At 74.6% G+C, this 13,141-nt stretch carries 16 protein-coding genes; 9 read left to right on the forward strand and 7 right to left on the reverse strand.

Features of this window, described 5'->3' with window-relative positions:
• Nucleotides 1-333: 333 nt before the first annotated feature.
• Nucleotides 334-1,356: an alcohol dehydrogenase AdhP gene (gene adhP, locus ACI769_RS02945; RefSeq protein ID WP_051028484.1), complete on the reverse strand. Its 1,023-nt coding sequence runs from the start codon at nt 1,354-1,356 to the stop codon at nt 334-336.
• Nucleotides 1,357-1,649: 293 nt separating this feature from the next.
• Between adhP and ACI769_RS02950 the strand changes: the two genes are divergently transcribed.
• The 6 genes from ACI769_RS02950 to ACI769_RS02975 all read left to right on the forward strand — a co-directional run bounded on the left by ACI769_RS02950 (nt 1,650) and on the right by ACI769_RS02975 (nt 6,145).
• Nucleotides 1,650-2,813, forward strand: coding sequence for a histidinol-phosphate transaminase (locus tag ACI769_RS02950; RefSeq protein ID WP_085388080.1), 1,164 nt, complete (start codon nt 1,650-1,652; stop codon nt 2,811-2,813).
• Nucleotides 2,810-3,409 carry an imidazoleglycerol-phosphate dehydratase HisB gene (gene hisB / locus ACI769_RS02955; protein WP_021482124.1) on the forward strand — a complete coding sequence of 200 codons (600 nt, stop codon included), beginning with the start codon at nt 2,810-2,812 and terminating at the stop codon, nt 3,407-3,409. The genes ACI769_RS02950 and hisB overlap by 4 nt, the downstream gene beginning before the upstream one ends.
• Nucleotides 3,406-3,918 carry a hypothetical protein gene (locus tag ACI769_RS02960; protein ID WP_034654090.1) on the forward strand — a complete coding sequence of 171 codons (513 nt, stop codon included), beginning with the start codon at nt 3,406-3,408 and terminating at the stop codon, nt 3,916-3,918. The genes hisB and ACI769_RS02960 overlap by 4 nt, the downstream gene beginning before the upstream one ends.
• A complete protein-coding gene (gene hisH / locus ACI769_RS02965; protein ID WP_085388079.1) occupies nt 3,915-4,589 on the forward strand; it encodes an imidazole glycerol phosphate synthase subunit HisH in 675 nt (224 codons plus the stop codon). The genes ACI769_RS02960 and hisH overlap by 4 nt, the downstream gene beginning before the upstream one ends.
• A gap of 81 nt (nt 4,590-4,670) precedes the next feature.
• Nucleotides 4,671-5,402: a bifunctional 1-(5-phosphoribosyl)-5-((5-phosphoribosylamino)methylideneamino)imidazole-4-carboxamide isomerase/phosphoribosylanthranilate isomerase PriA gene (gene priA, locus ACI769_RS02970; protein ID WP_034654096.1), complete on the forward strand. Its 732-nt coding sequence runs from the start codon at nt 4,671-4,673 to the stop codon at nt 5,400-5,402.
• Nucleotides 5,399-6,145, forward strand: coding sequence for an SseB family protein (locus tag ACI769_RS02975; RefSeq protein WP_085388078.1), 747 nt, complete (start codon nt 5,399-5,401; stop codon nt 6,143-6,145). Before priA ends, ACI769_RS02975 begins: the two co-directional genes overlap by 4 nt.
• A 73-nt stretch (nt 6,146-6,218) precedes the next feature.
• On the opposite strand, the gene ACI769_RS02980 is transcribed toward ACI769_RS02975, so the two are convergent.
• The 6 genes from ACI769_RS02980 to ACI769_RS03005 all read right to left on the reverse strand — a co-directional run bounded on the left by ACI769_RS02980 (nt 6,219) and on the right by ACI769_RS03005 (nt 10,958).
• Nucleotides 6,219-6,743, reverse strand: a complete 525-nt coding sequence (locus tag ACI769_RS02980) for a hypothetical protein (RefSeq protein ID WP_085388077.1) — start codon at nt 6,741-6,743, stop codon at nt 6,219-6,221.
• A 94-nt stretch (nt 6,744-6,837) separates the two neighbouring features.
• On the reverse strand, nt 6,838-7,599 hold the full coding sequence (locus ACI769_RS02985; protein WP_085388076.1) for a serine protease: 762 nt from the start codon (nt 7,597-7,599) through the stop codon (nt 6,838-6,840).
• Nucleotides 7,596-8,315, reverse strand: a complete 720-nt coding sequence (locus tag ACI769_RS02990; protein ID WP_232322579.1) for a hypothetical protein — start codon at nt 8,313-8,315, stop codon at nt 7,596-7,598. The genes ACI769_RS02985 and ACI769_RS02990 overlap by 4 nt, the downstream gene beginning before the upstream one ends.
• Before the next feature lie 35 nt (nt 8,316-8,350).
• The gene (locus ACI769_RS02995) at nt 8,351-8,713 is read right to left on the reverse strand and encodes a DUF1844 domain-containing protein (RefSeq protein WP_043659864.1); all 363 of its coding nucleotides are present in this window, start codon (nt 8,711-8,713) and stop codon (nt 8,351-8,353) included.
• Between the two features lie 152 nt (nt 8,714-8,865).
• The gene (locus ACI769_RS03000; protein WP_085388075.1) at nt 8,866-10,380 is read right to left on the reverse strand and encodes a catalase; all 1,515 of its coding nucleotides are present in this window, start codon (nt 10,378-10,380) and stop codon (nt 8,866-8,868) included.
• A 113-nt stretch (nt 10,381-10,493) separates the two neighbouring features.
• A complete protein-coding gene (locus ACI769_RS03005) occupies nt 10,494-10,958 on the reverse strand; it encodes a Fur family transcriptional regulator (protein WP_081600341.1) in 465 nt (154 codons plus the stop codon).
• A 432-nt stretch (nt 10,959-11,390) separates the two neighbouring features.
• Between ACI769_RS03005 and infC the strand changes: the two genes are divergently transcribed.
• From infC to rplT, 3 genes are all read left to right on the forward strand, one after another.
• A complete protein-coding gene (gene infC / locus ACI769_RS03010) occupies nt 11,391-12,377 on the forward strand; it encodes a translation initiation factor IF-3 (protein WP_409141127.1) in 987 nt (328 codons plus the stop codon).
• A gap of 108 nt (nt 12,378-12,485) precedes the next feature.
• On the forward strand, nt 12,486-12,680 hold the full coding sequence (gene rpmI / locus ACI769_RS03015; protein WP_034653792.1) for a 50S ribosomal protein L35: 195 nt from the start codon (nt 12,486-12,488) through the stop codon (nt 12,678-12,680).
• Nucleotides 12,681-12,747: 67 nt separating this feature from the next.
• Nucleotides 12,748-13,134, forward strand: a complete 387-nt coding sequence (gene rplT, locus ACI769_RS03020; protein ID WP_024840664.1) for a 50S ribosomal protein L20 — start codon at nt 12,748-12,750, stop codon at nt 13,132-13,134.
• Nucleotides 13,135-13,141: the final 7 nt, after the last annotated feature.

Consider the following 13,141-nt stretch of genomic DNA (forward strand, 5'->3'; position numbering starts at 1 on the left):
CGTCGGCCGCAGGAACGGGCGTGGGGTCGGGCGTGGGGTCGCCGCCCCGAGCGCCCGTGCCCGGGACCTCGCCGCCGGCCGTGCGCGCGGCGGGAGCCGCGCCGGCCGGTGCCTGCGGCGCCGCGCCCGCCCACGGGTCGCCGAACGGGTCGGCGGGCTCGTCGAGCGGCGGCTCGTCGGCCGGGTCGAAGGGCAGGTCGGCGTACGGGTCGGTGGGGCTCACCCGCACGATCGTAGGCGCACCCGCCGACCCTCGGGCCGTCGTGCACAGCCCCGGCCCGCGACCCGGTCGGGGTCACGGGCCGGGACGACGCGAGCGGCAGCGGCGCGACGTCAGGAGCGCATGTCCATGACGACGCGCCCGTCGATCCGGCCCTCCTCCATCTCGGCGAAGATCGCGTTGATGTCGTCGAGCGGACGCACGGTGTACGTCGGGCTGATCTTGCCGCGCGCGAAGAAGTCGAGCGCCTCCGCCATGTCCTTGCGCGTCCCGACGATCGACCCGCGCACGGTCAGGCCGAAGAGGACGGTCGTGAAGATGTCGAGCGGGAACTTCTCCGGCGGCAGGCCGACGAGCGAGACCGTGCCACCGCGGCGCAGCGCCCCCACGGCCTGCGGGAACGCGTGCGCGTTGACGGCGGTGACGAGCGCGCCGTGGACGCCGCCGCCCGTCTTCTCGCGGATCTCGGCCGCCGCGTCGGGCGACGTCGCCGCGTTCACCGTCACCTCCGCGCCGTGCTTGCGCGCGAGCGCGAGCTTCTCGTCGTCGACGTCCACCGCGGCGACGCGGCGGCCCATCGCGACCGCGTACTGCACCGCGATGTGCCCGAGGCCGCCGATCCCGGAGACCAGCACCCACTCGCCGGGCTGGGTGTCCGTGACCTTGAGCCCCTTGTAGACGGTGACGCCGGCGCACAGGATCGGCCCGACGGCGGAGAGGTCGACCCCGTCGGGGATCACCGGGCAGTACCGCGAGTCGACGAGCATGTACTGGCCGAACGAGCCGTCGACCGAGTAGCCGCCGTTCTTCTGCTGCGGGCACAGCGTCTCCCAGCCCGTCTCGCAGTACTCGCACTCGCCGCACGCGCTCCACAGCCAGGCGTTGCCGACCGTGTCGCCCACGCGCACGCGCGTGACCTGGTCGCCGACCGCGACGACCGTGCCGACGCCCTCGTGGCCCGGCACGAACGGGGGAGCGGGCTTGACCGGCCAGTCGCCGTGCGCGGCGTGCAGGTCCGTGTGGCACACGCCGGTGTAGTCGACCTTGACCAGGGCCTCGTGGGGCCCGGGCGACGGGACGTCGAGCTCCTCGACGACCAGCGGGTCGGTGAACGAGCGGACGACGGCGGCACGCATGGCGGACACGGGGATCACCTCGTTTTCTCGGGGAGAGGGCCAGGAGGACCCTGCCGACGGTCCTCCCTTCCCTCTCGACGCTACGCGCGCGACGCCGCTCCGGCGCCCCGGACGGCCGGACCGGCGACCGACGTCCGCCCAGGTCGGGACCTCCGCCTCTCGCCGGCGAGGCCGACCGTCCCGGCCGACCGCGCGCCGACCGGCCTGGGGGACCGCCGCGTGCCGGTCGTCCCGGGTGCCCGCGTGCCGGACGTCACGGGCGGCCGCGCGCCCACGCTTCGTAGACTGGGGGAGTGACCCCACCCTCCGTCGCGGGACGACCCCTGCTCCCGCTGCGCCCCGAGCTCGCCGGCGTCGAGCCGTACGGTGCGCCGCAGCTCGACGTCCCGGTCCTGCTCAACGTCAACGAGAACCCGCACGCGCCGAGCGAGGCCGTCGTCGCGACCATCACGCGCGCGGTGCACGACGCCGCCACCGGGCTGAACCGCTACCCCGACCGCGACTTCCTCGGCCTGCGCACCGACCTCGCCGCCTACCTCGGGACGGAGGCGGGCGTCGTGCTGGGGGCGGAGCAGCTCTGGGCGGCGAACGGCTCGAACGAGATCATGCTCCACGTGCTGCAGGCCTTCGGCGGCCCGGGGCGCACGGCCGTCTCCTTCGCGCCGACGTACTCGATGTACCCGGAGTACGCGCGCGACACGCACACGGCCTGGGTCGTCGGGCGCCGCGCGGAGGACTTCACGCTCGACCCGGAGCACGCCCGCGAGGTGATCGCGCGCGAGCAGCCGTCCGTCGTCCTGCTCGCGAGCCCGAACAACCCGACCGGCACGGCGCTGCCTGCCGCGACCGTCGAGGCGGTGTGCGAGGCGGCGCTCGCGGTGCGCGTCCCGCTCCCCGGCGGGCAGGAGGCGCCCGCCGTCGTCGTCGTCGACGAGGCGTACGGCGAGTTCCGGCGCGCCGGGACGCCGTCGGCGCTCGAGCTGCTCGAGCGCTACCCGAACCTCGCGGTGACGCGCACGATGTCCAAGGCGTTCGCGCTCGCGGGCGCCCGCGTCGGGTACCTCGCGGCGTCGCGCGAGCTCGTCGACGCGCTGCGCGTCGTGCGCCTGCCGTACCACCTGTCGGCCGTGACGCAGGCGGTCGCGCGCGCGGCCCTCGCGCACTCGGGCGAGCTGCTCGCGCAGGTCTCCGCGCTGCGCGAGCGCCGCGACGAGACCGTCGCGTGGCTGCGCTCGCTGCGGCACCCGGACGGTCGTCCGGTCGAGGTCGCGGAGTCCGACGCCAACTTCGTCCTGTTCGGCACGTTCGCGGACCGGCACGCGGTCTGGGCGGCGTTGTTGGAGCGGGGCGTGCTCATCCGGGAGACTGGTCCCGACGGCTGGCTGCGGGTGTCGATCGGCACCGGCGACGAGATGAGGGCCTTCCGTCAGGCCCTCGTGGAGGTGGCAGGACTGTGAAGCGCACCGCGCGCATCGAGCGCGCGACGTCCGAGTCGAGCGTGCTCGTCGAGCTCGACCTCGACGGGACCGGACGGACCGAGATCTCGACGACCGTCCCGTTCTACGACCACATGCTCACGGCGCTGGGCAAGCACTCGCTCATCGACCTCAAGGTCGTCGCGACGGGGGACACCCACATCGACGCGCACCACACGGTGGAGGACGTCGCGATCACGATCGGCGAGGCGCTGCGCGTCGCGCTCGGCGACAAGGTGGGCATCGGGCGCTTCGGCGACGCGACGGTCCCGCTGGACGAGGCCCTCGCGCTCGCCGTCGTCGACGTGTCCGGGCGGCCGTACCTCGTGCACTCGGGCGAGCCGGAGGGGCAGGAGTACCACCTCATCGGCGGGCACTTCACGGGGTCACTCACGCGGCACGTGCTCGAGTCGATCGCCCACCACGCGGGCATCTGCATCCACGTGCGCGTCCTCGCGGGCCGCGACCCGCACCACATCGTCGAGGCGCAGTTCAAGGCGCTCGCCCGGGCGCTGCGCGCCGCCGTCGCGCCGGACCCGCGCGTCGAGGGCGTCCCGTCCACGAAGGGAGCCCTGTGAGCACGCACGACGACGACGCGCTGGACGGCGTCGAGATCCCCGACGACCTCTCGTCGCTGACGGCCTCGGCGGTCCCCGACCTCGTGGCGCTCATCACGCAGATCGCGGGCGCGGAGCCGCTCGCGGCGGCGTGCTCGCTCGCGCAGGTCGAGGCGGACGTCGTGCCGACCGACGTCGGTGCCGTGGCGGTGCTGCGCGACCCCGCGGGCGACGCACCCGCGCACGCGGCCGCCGCCCTGACGACCCTCGTCAAGGGCGTGCCGCTCGTGCTCGTCGAGCGCAGCGGCGAGCAGCTCACGATGACGCGCTGGGCGGACGGCGTGCAGGGCGACACCCTCGCGCCGGGCCTCGTGCTCGGCGGTGCGCCCGAGTCGCTCGAGGACCTGCTCACCGGCACGACGACGCTCGCCGACCAGGACGGCGTCGTGGCGAGCTCGTCGATCTCCCGCTGGAAGGCGATGCGCCTGCTCACGTCGGCGGCGCGGCGCGCACGGAAGGACGGCGCATGACCGAGCCCACCGCGGCGGCGTCTACCGCCCGCCGCCCGTCCGTCGTCGTGCTCGACTACGGGTTCGGCAACGTCCGCTCGGCCGTGCGCGCGCTCGAGCGCGTCGGCGCGGACGTCGAGCTGACGGCGGACCGGGCGCGCGCGCAGGACGCGGACGGGCTCGTCGTCCCGGGCGTCGGCGCGTTCGCCGCGGTCATGACCGGTCTGCGCGGCGTGCGGGGCGACGAGATCGTCGGTCGGCGGCTCGCCGGCGGGCGGCCCGTCCTCGGGATCTGCGTGGGCATGCAGGTCATGTTCGAGCAGGGCGACGAGCACGGGACGCTCACCGACGGTCTGGGGGAGTGGGCGGGCCTCGTCGACCGTCTGGAGGCCGACGTCGTGCCGCACATGGGCTGGGACACGGTCGACGTGCCCGAGGGCAGCGTGCTGTTCCGCGGGGTCGAGCGCGAGCGCTTCTACTTCGTGCACTCCTACGCGGCCCGGTCGTTCACGACCGGCCAGGACCTCCCGGCGGACTCGCCCGTCCGCCGACCGCTCGTCACGTGGTCCGAGCACGGTGGCCGCTTCGTCGCGGCCGTCGAGAACGGCCCGCTGTCCGCGACGCAGTTCCACCCCGAGAAGTCGGGCGACGCCGGCGCGACCCTGCTGGAGAACTGGGTCCGCTCGCTCTGACCGTCTGCGCACGCGGCACACGCCCGGCGCGCACCACCCGGCGCGAGCGACGCGCCACCGCCTACACCGATGGAGACCCTCGTGACCGACCGCCTCGTGCTGCTCCCCGCCGTCGACGTCGCCGACGGCCAGGCCGTCCGCCTCGTCCAGGGCGAGGCGGGCTCCGAGACCTCGTACGGCGACCCGCTCGCCGCCGCGCTCGACTGGCAGTCCGGCGGCGCGGAGTGGATCCACCTCGTCGACCTCGACGCCGCGTTCGGCCGCGGCTCCAACGCGGAGCTGCTCGCCGACGTCGTCGCGCGCCTCGACGTGCAGGTCGAGCTGTCCGGGGGCATCCGGGACGACGCGTCGCTCGAGCGCGCGCTCGCCACCGGCGCGCGCCGCGTCAACCTCGGCACCGCGGCGCTCGAGAACCCCGAGTGGACGGCGAAGGTCATCGCGGAGCACGGCGACGCGATCGCGGTCGGGCTCGACGTGCGCGGCACCACGCTCGCCGCGCGCGGGTGGACGCAGGAGGGCGGCGACCTCTGGGAGGTCCTCGACCGCCTGGAGGCGGCCGGGTGCGCGCGGTACGTCGTCACCGACGTGACCAAGGACGGGACGCTGCGCGGCCCGAACCTCGACCTGCTGCGCGACGTCGCGGCGCGCACCGACGCGCCTGTCGTCGCGTCCGGCGGCATCTCCAGCCTCGAGGACCTCGAGGCGCTGCGCTCGCTCGTGCCGGCCGGCGTCGAGGGCGCGATCGTGGGCAAGGCCCTCTACGCGGGCGCGTTCACGCTACCGCAGGCGCTCGACGTCGCGGGTCGGCCGTGACGAGCGACCACGAGCCCGCGGGCCCGGGCAAGGCGCTCCCGCCGTCCTCCGGCTTCGCGGGCGACGACGGATCGGCCGACCCCGCGCTCGCCGCGCTCCTCGACGCCTACGCCGCGGGCTCGGCCTCGCTGTCCGACGTCGTCGCGCGCCTCGGCGAGACGCGCGTGCTCGTGCCGATCCTCGCCGAGCTCGAGAGCGCGGGCGAGGGCGAGCACGGGCACACGGTCGACAAGGAGGCGTCGGCCGGGGTCGTCGCCATCGAGGCGCCGGACGGGCGCCGCGCGCTGCCCGTGTTCACGTCCGTCGCGGCGATGGCGGCGTGGCGCGCGAGCGCGCGGCCGGTGCCGGTGGACGCGCGCCGCGCGGCGCTGTCCGCCGTGAGCGAGGACTGGTCGCTGCTCGTGCTCGACCCGGCTGGACCGGTCACGGCGCTCGTGCCGCGCCCGGCCGTGTGGGCGCTCGCGCAGGGCAAGGACTGGTCGCCCGCGGTCGTCGACGGAGTCGTCGTGCCGGAGGTGCTCGCCGCCGTGCAGGGGTCGCTCGCGGGCGTGCCGCACGTCGCGCGCGTCTGGGCCGAGCCGGGCCGCCGGGCCGAGGTCGCGGTGGTCCTGCGCATCGACGCCGGCCTCGACCGCGCCGGTCTCGACGCCGTGCTCGGGCAGGTCAACGCCGCGCTCGCGACGGACGCGGTGGTGTCCGAGCGCGTCGACGGGCTCGAGCTCCGCGTCGGCCGGGCCGACTGAGGCGGCCCTCCGACCCGGACCGCCCGCGCGGACGCGCCGGCCGAAACGGATCGGCGGGCAGCGCTGCCCGGGCTCAGCGCCGGCGCAGGCGGCTGAGGCCCCACGCGAGCGCGGCCGAGAACGCCACGACCGCGCCCAGGGCCTGGCCGCCCAGGATCACGCGGTTGAGGTCGAGGGCGGGCTGCCAGCGCACGCCCGCGTCGTCGACGACGTAGACGCCCTTCGCGACGACGCGCACCCCGAACCCGCCGCCACCGCCCGAGCCCTCGCCGCCCGCCTCGCCCCCGGCGTTGCCGGAGCCCGGGTCGGACGACGAGCCACCGTCCGCGGTGCCGTCGCCGGGACCGGCGTCCGCCCCGCGTGCCGCCGCACCGACGCGACGCCGCCAGTCCGCGGCTCCCTTGCCGGAGAGCTCGCCGGTGCCGGACCCCCAGCCCGAGCCCGTGCCGCCCCAGACCGTCGCGACGGGGATGACGAGCGTGCCGTCCCGCTCGTACGACTCCCCGAAGACGCGACGCACGGTGAGCGTGTCGCGTGCCGCGTGGGTGATGTGCGCCGGGTCGACGGGGGGCGTGTCCGAGCTCGCGTGTGTGCTCATGGCACGAAGGGTAGACCTGGGGCCCCCGGTGCGCGCGGGAACCGCGCGCACCGCCTCGCCGTCGAGGCCGTCGGTGCGCGGACGCCGGGACGGGTCAGGCGTCGCACTCCGGGAGGCCCGTGAACGCGGACTCGTCGCCGAGCATCGTCTGGAGGGTGCTCACGGGCACGAGGAGCGACTTCTCCGTCGACGTCTTCGCGTAGACCACGCCGATCACCTCGCCCGCCTCGTTGAGCGCGGCGGACCCGGAGCTGCCGGGCTCGACGGGGGCGTCGGTGACGAGCACCTCGCCGAGGTTCTCGTGCAGCGGGTCCGTCGTCGTGCCGATGACCGACCCCTGCGTCACGGTGAGCCGCCCGCCCTCGGGGTACCCGACGACCGTCACCGCGTCGCCGGGCGCCGGGTCGGCGGCGGCCAGGGTCGGGGCGGACGGGAGGTCCTCCGCGGTCCGGACGATCGCGAGGTCCGCCAGACCGGCCACGCTCGCCGTCTGGGCGGCGATGTCGCGCCCGTCGTAGGTGAGGAGCTGGAGCGAGCGCGACGAGTCGACCACGTGCTTGTTGGTGATGAGGGTCCGGGAGTCGACGGCGAACCCCGAGCCGGTGGACAGGCCGTCGCACCGGACGTTGCGGATGCGCACGGCCATGCGCTGGACGGCGTCGAACCCGTCGGGGGAGAGGTTCTCCGAGCCGGCCGGGTCGTCGGGCGCCACGAGCGACGGCACGACCGAGCCCGGCACCGGCTCGGGAAGCTCCGGCAGGACGCCGCACGCGCCGAGCGAGCCGCCCGCGAGCGACAGCCCGAGCAGCGAGCCGAGGACGCGCACCGCCGCGCGCCGGGACGGGCGGCCCGTCATCCGGCGAGCTCCTGCTGGAGCTGGGCGTTCGCGTCGGTGGCCTCCTGGCAGAGCACCCCGACCTGGTCGGCGAACCGGTCGATGTCGGCGGGGTCGTAGGCGTCCCGGTTGTTGAGGTACCCGATGAGCTGCGTCTGCGCCGTCGTGCACTGCCCGAGCGCGGCCGCGACCTTGCCCGCTGCGTCCGAGACCCGGCTCTGGTAGTCCAGGTACTGCTGGGACGCCTCGTTCTCGTCGCCCAGCTGGGCCTTCTCGTTGGCGAGGTCGCTGATGCGGTCCTGGGCGGCGGTGAGCTGGGTGCGCGCGGACTCGAGCTCCGCGTTCGCGCCGTCGAGCTCGGTGCGCAGCTGCGCGACGTCCTGCCCGAGCCCGCGCGCCTGCGCCTCCCACCCGGCGCTCGTCTCCTGCCAGCGCGTCGTGGTGAGCCAGAGGTACGCGCCGACGCCCAGCGCCGCGGCGAGGGCCAGCGCGAGCACGACGATCGCGACCACGGCCCCGCGACGCCGTCGAGGCCGGGCCGCCGCGGCGTCGTCGCTCGCCGGTGCGCCGTCGCCCGGCGCGGTGGCCGTGGCGGACGCCGCGCCGGGTGCGGCACCCCCGGGGCCGGCCGTCGCCGGCGCGAACGACGGCGGCCCGACGGCGCCCGGTCGGGCCGTCGGGACCGCGTCGGCCGGGGTGCCCCGCGGCACGCTCTCGGGCGGCTGCGGTGGGCCCACGGGACCGCCGTGCGGGGGCGGGACCGGGGGCGTGCTCAACTCACGGCGCCCGTGTACTTCTCGCCCGGCCCCTCGCCCGGGGCGTCCGGGTAGACCGACGCCTCGCGGAAGGCCAGCTGGAGCGAGCGCAGCCCGTCGCGGAGCGAGCGGGCGTGCTGGTTGCCGATGTCGGGGGCGCTCGCCGTGACGAGCGCGGCGAGCGCGTTGATGAGCTTGCGCGCCTCGTCCAGGTCGAGGTGGCCCTGCTCCTGCGCGTCCTCCGCGAGCCCGCACTTGACGGCGGCGGCGCTCATGAGGTGGACGGCCGCGGACGTGATGACCTCCACGGCGGCCACGTCGGCGATGTCGCGCACCGCGTCGGTAGTGGGGTCGGGCACGGCGGCGTTCTCGGTACTCATGGCGACCATCTTTCCATCCGGCGGGGGGAGCGGTGGCCCGGTGCGCGGGAAGGACGGCCGACGCGCCCCGGGCCGGGGACGACGTCGGCCGCCGCCCCGGCGAGGGGCGACGGCCGACGGGTGCGACCGCCCCGCAGGGCGACCACGACGGGTCAGACGCGGACCGGCTCCGCGGCCGTCCCGGGCTGGCCACCCTCGAGCGGGGCGTCCGCGGCGGCGAGGGCCGCGCGCAGGTCGCGACCGAGGTTCGCGTCGACGTACGTCCAGTACTGCACGGCGCGCTCGCGGATGTCCTCGCTGCGCACGGCGCCGACGTGGCCCGTGATCGTCTCGAGGAAGCGCGCGCGGGCGGCGTCGTCGAAGACCTCGCGGTAGAGCGTGCCCGCCTGGCCGAAGTCGTCGTCCTCCGGGTGCAGCGTCGCGGCGCTGCGCGTCAGCTCGCCGTCGGCCTCCCAGCCGGCGGACTCCGCGGCGCGGGCCGGGTCGGCGTGTGCGCCGCCCTGGCTGTTCGGCGCGTACACCGGCGTGGTCGCCGACGAGAACGAGTAGCGCATCGACCCGTCCTTCGCGTACGAGTGACCGGCCTCGGCGGCCGCGTGGGGCGCGTTCACCGGGAGCTGGGCGTGGTTCGTGCCCACGCGGTACCGGTGGGCGTCGGCGTAGGAGAAGATGCGCGCGAGGAGCATCTTGTCCGGGCTCGTCGCGATGCCCGGGACGAAGTTGCTCGGCGCGAACGTCGCCTGCTCGATCTGCGCGAAGTAGTTCTCCGGGTTGCGGTTCAGCTCCATGACGCCCACCTCGATCAGCGGGTAGTCGGCGTGCGGCCACACCTTCGTGAGGTCGAACGGGTTGAACCGGTAGGTCTTGGCGTCCTCGTACGGCATGACCTGGACCGAGAGCGTCCAGCGCGGGAAGTCGCCCCCCTCGATGTGCTCGTACAGGTCGCGGATGTGGTGGTCAGAGTCCGACCCGGCGAGCTGCGAGGCCTCGTCCGCCGTGAGGTTCTTGATGCCCTGCTGGGTCTTGAAGTGGTACTTGACCCAGAACCGCTCGCCCGCCGCGTTGATCCACTGGTAGGTGTGCGAGCCGAACCCGTCCATGTGGCGCCAGCTCGACGGGAGGCCGCGGTCACCCATCAGCCAGGTCACCTGGTGCGCCGACTCGGGGGAGAGGGACCAGAAGTCCCACTGCATGTCGTTGTCGCGCAGGTTCGAGCCGGGCAGGCGCTTCTGCGACCGGATGAAGTCGGGGAACTTGATGCCGTCGCGCAGGAAGAACACGGGCGTGTTGTTGCCGACGAGGTCGTAGTTGCCCTCGGTCGTGTAGAACTTCAGCGCGAAGCCGCGAGGGTCGCGCCAGGTGTCGGGCGAGCCCTGCTCGCCGGCGACGGAGGAGAAGCGCGCGAGCATCTCGGTCGTCGTGCCGGGCTGGAACAGCGCCGCGCGGGTGTACGCGCTGACGTCCTGGGTCACGGTGAACGTGCCGAACGCACCGCCGCCCTTGGCGTGCACGACGCGCTCCGGGACGCGCTCGCGGTTGAACTGGGCGAGCTTCTCGACGAGGTAGTGGTCGTGCAGGACGATCGGGCCGTCGGCGCCGACGGACTGCGAGTGGGCGTCCGAGGCGACGGGCGCGCCGGCGTTCGTCGTGGTGAAGGGGGCGGTCATGGGTCTCCTTCCGTGAGCCGCGGGTACGGCTCGTCTGGCGTTCTCAAACAGTGCATCCGTGAGGAAACGGACGCGCTCCGGGTGCACGAGGCCCCGGAGCGGGTGGTGCGGGGTCAGTCGGCGCAGTCCGGGCAGAGTCCCCAGAACGTCACCTCGGCGGTGTCGATCCGGAACCCCGCGGTGCTGCTGGGGGTGAGGCACGGGGCGTGGCCCACGGTGCAGTCCACGTCGGCGACGGCGCCGCAGCCCCGGCACACCACGTGGTGGTGGTTGTCACCGAGCCGGCGCTCGTAGCGGGCCGGGTGCCCGGCCGGCTCGATGCGGCGCACGAGCCCCTTGTCGGTGAGCGTGTGCAGGACGTCGTAGACGGCCTGGACGGAGACGGAGCCCAGCGCCGTGCGCGCGGCGCGCAGCACGTCGTCGGCGTCCGCGTGCTGCTGCACCTCGACGGCGTCGAGCACGGCGAGGCGTGCGGCGGTGACGCGCAGGCCGTGGTCGCGCAGCTCGCTCTCGTGGCGTGCGCGGCGGGGCCCGTCCTCGAGGCCGGTGCCCGCGGTCGACGTCGCTCCTGTGGTCATGGCTCCCACTCTACCCCTCTATTCTGGAAGAGTTCCATTGATGGATCGAATCAGATGTCCACGGGTGCGCTCGGCTCGACCTGCACGCCCGCTCTGCTATCCTTGACAGCTGACCGACCCGTTCGTGTCCGTACTGCCCGGTTCCGGGTGGTGGGGAAGACGTGCGGGTGCGCAAGTGGATGACATCCCACCCGGGCTTCGACCGCCGACTCACGTCGCGACAGAGGCCGGGTCCTGGTCCGGAGCGAGCCCCTCGGGGACCGTTCCGCCGTGGTCGTCGCGTTCGCGTGACGTCCCGACCTGATGGCCTCCGCCCTGCGCCAGGGACGGAGGCCTTCTTCGTGTCCGGGCGGTCTACCGACGACTTCCTAGGAGCATCACATCAGCGAGCCTCGCATCAACGATCGGATCCGCGTCCCCGAGGTCCGACTCATCGGTCCCGGCGGGGAGCAGGTCGGCGTCGTCCGCACCGAGGTTGCCCTGAGCCTTGCCCAGGACGCGGACCTCGACCTCGTCGAGGTCGCCCCGGACGCCCGGCCCCCCGTCGCCAAGCTCATGGACTTCGGCAAGTTCAAGTACGAGTCCGACATGAAGGCGCGTGAGGCGCGGCGCAACCAGGCGAACACGGTCCTCAAGGAGATCCGTTTCCGCCTGAAGATCGACCCGCACGACTACGGCACCAAGAAGGGCCACGTCGAGCGCTTCCTCGCGGCGGGCGACAAGGTCAAGGTCATGATCATGTTCCGCGGCCGTGAGCAGTCGCGCCCCGAGATGGGTGTCCGCCTGCTCCAGCGCCTCGCGGACGACGTCGCGGAGCTCGGCTTCGTGGAGTCCATGCCGAAGCAGGACGGGCGCAACATGACCATGGTGCTCGGTCCGGTGAAGAAGAAGGCCGACGCCAAGAGCGAGCAGCGCAAGCGCGCGCAGGAGGCCGAGCCGCGTCTCACCAAGTCCGCCCAGCGCGCCGCTGCGCGCTCCGGCGACGACGCGGACGTGACCGACGAGCCCGAGACGGTCGAGACGCAGACCGTCGAGGCCACCGGCGCGGTCGAGGCGACGGAGACCACGGCCGCGGTCGAGGCCGCCGCCCCGGTCGAGGAGCACGCCCCGGCCGAGGCCCCGGCGCAGGCCGCTCCGGCTCCGCGCTCCGCTCCGGCTCCGCGGTCGGCTCCGGCTCCGCGGTCGGCTCCGGCTCCGCGGTCTGCTCCGGCTCCGCGGTCGGCTCCTGCCCCGCGTCCCGCGGCTCGGCCGGCCGCGGACTCGAAGCCGGCGGCGCCGCGCCCGACGCCCGCGGCCTCGCCCGCGTCGTCGGACGGCGCGAAGCCCGCAGCACCCCGGCCCGCCGCGCCGAAGCCGGGCGCCCCGCGCCCCGCGCCCAAGCCGGCACCCAAGCCGACGCCGCGCGGCAAGGCCGGCTGACACCGGCACCACGGACGGACCCTGCTCGGGGTCCGGGCCCACCGGCCCGGACCCGAACACGTCGGCCACCGCGAGGTGGCTGACCGGACACAAGGAGAGACGGCAGTCATGCCGAAGAACAAGACGCACTCGGGTGCCAAGAAGCGCTTCCGCATCACGGGTTCCGGGAAGGTCATGCGCGAGCAGACCAACGCCCGTCACTACCTCGAGCACAAGGCGACCAAGCGCAAGCGCCGCCTCGCTGCCGACCAGGTGGTCTCGCCCGCCGACGTCAAGTCCATCAAGAAGCTGCTCGGCAAGTGACCCGGCAGGTGGCGGGACCCGCCACCGACCGGCTCACCCCTGAGCCCCGAACTGCAAGGAGCATCACGTGGCACGCGTGAAGCGGGCGGTCAACGCCCAGAAGAAGCGCCGTACGACCCTCGAGCGCGCCAGCGGCTACCGCGGCCAGCGCTCGCGCCTCTACCGCAAGGCGAAGGAGCAGGTCACCCACTCCCTCGTCTACTCCTACCGTGACCGCAAGGCGCGCAAGGGCGACTTCCGCAAGCTGTGGATCCAGCGCATCAACGCTGCGTCGCGCGCCCAGGGCCTGACGTACAACCGCCTCATCCAGGGCCTCAAGGCCGCGGGTGTCGAGGTCGACCGTCGCCTGCTCGCGGAGCTCGCGGTCAACGACGTGGCGGCGTTCAACGCGCTCGTCCAGGTCGCGAAGGACGCACTCCCCGAGGACGTCAACGCGCCCAAGGCCGCAGCCTGACCAGCGC

The sequence above is a fragment of the Cellulosimicrobium sp. RS genome, assembly GCF_046159675.1.
Lineage (GTDB): Bacteria > Actinomycetota > Actinomycetes > Actinomycetales > Cellulomonadaceae > Cellulosimicrobium > Cellulosimicrobium funkei.

Excerpts from the sequence above, each read along its gene's own strand:
- ACI769_RS02985 (WP_085388076.1), bottom strand. The coding sequence starts at position 7,599 with ATGACGGGCCGCCCGTCCCGGCGCGCGGCGGTGCGCGTCCTCGGCTCG.
- ACI769_RS03000 (WP_085388075.1), bottom strand. The coding sequence starts at position 10,380 with ATGACCGCCCCCTTCACCACGACGAACGCCGGCGCGCCCGTCGCCTCG.
- rpmI (WP_034653792.1), top strand. The coding sequence starts at position 12,486 with ATGCCGAAGAACAAGACGCACTCGGGTGCCAAGAAGCGCTTCCGCATC.
- ACI769_RS02995 (WP_043659864.1), bottom strand. The coding sequence starts at position 8,713 with ATGAGTACCGAGAACGCCGCCGTGCCCGACCCCACTACCGACGCGGTG.
- ACI769_RS02980 (WP_085388077.1), bottom strand. The coding sequence starts at position 6,743 with ATGAGCACACACGCGAGCTCGGACACGCCCCCCGTCGACCCGGCGCAC.
- adhP (WP_051028484.1), bottom strand. The coding sequence starts at position 1,356 with ATGCGTGCCGCCGTCGTCCGCTCGTTCACCGACCCGCTGGTCGTCGAG.
- ACI769_RS03005 (WP_081600341.1), bottom strand. The coding sequence starts at position 10,958 with ATGACCACAGGAGCGACGTCGACCGCGGGCACCGGCCTCGAGGACGGG.
- hisH (WP_085388079.1), top strand. The coding sequence starts at position 3,915 with ATGACCGAGCCCACCGCGGCGGCGTCTACCGCCCGCCGCCCGTCCGTC.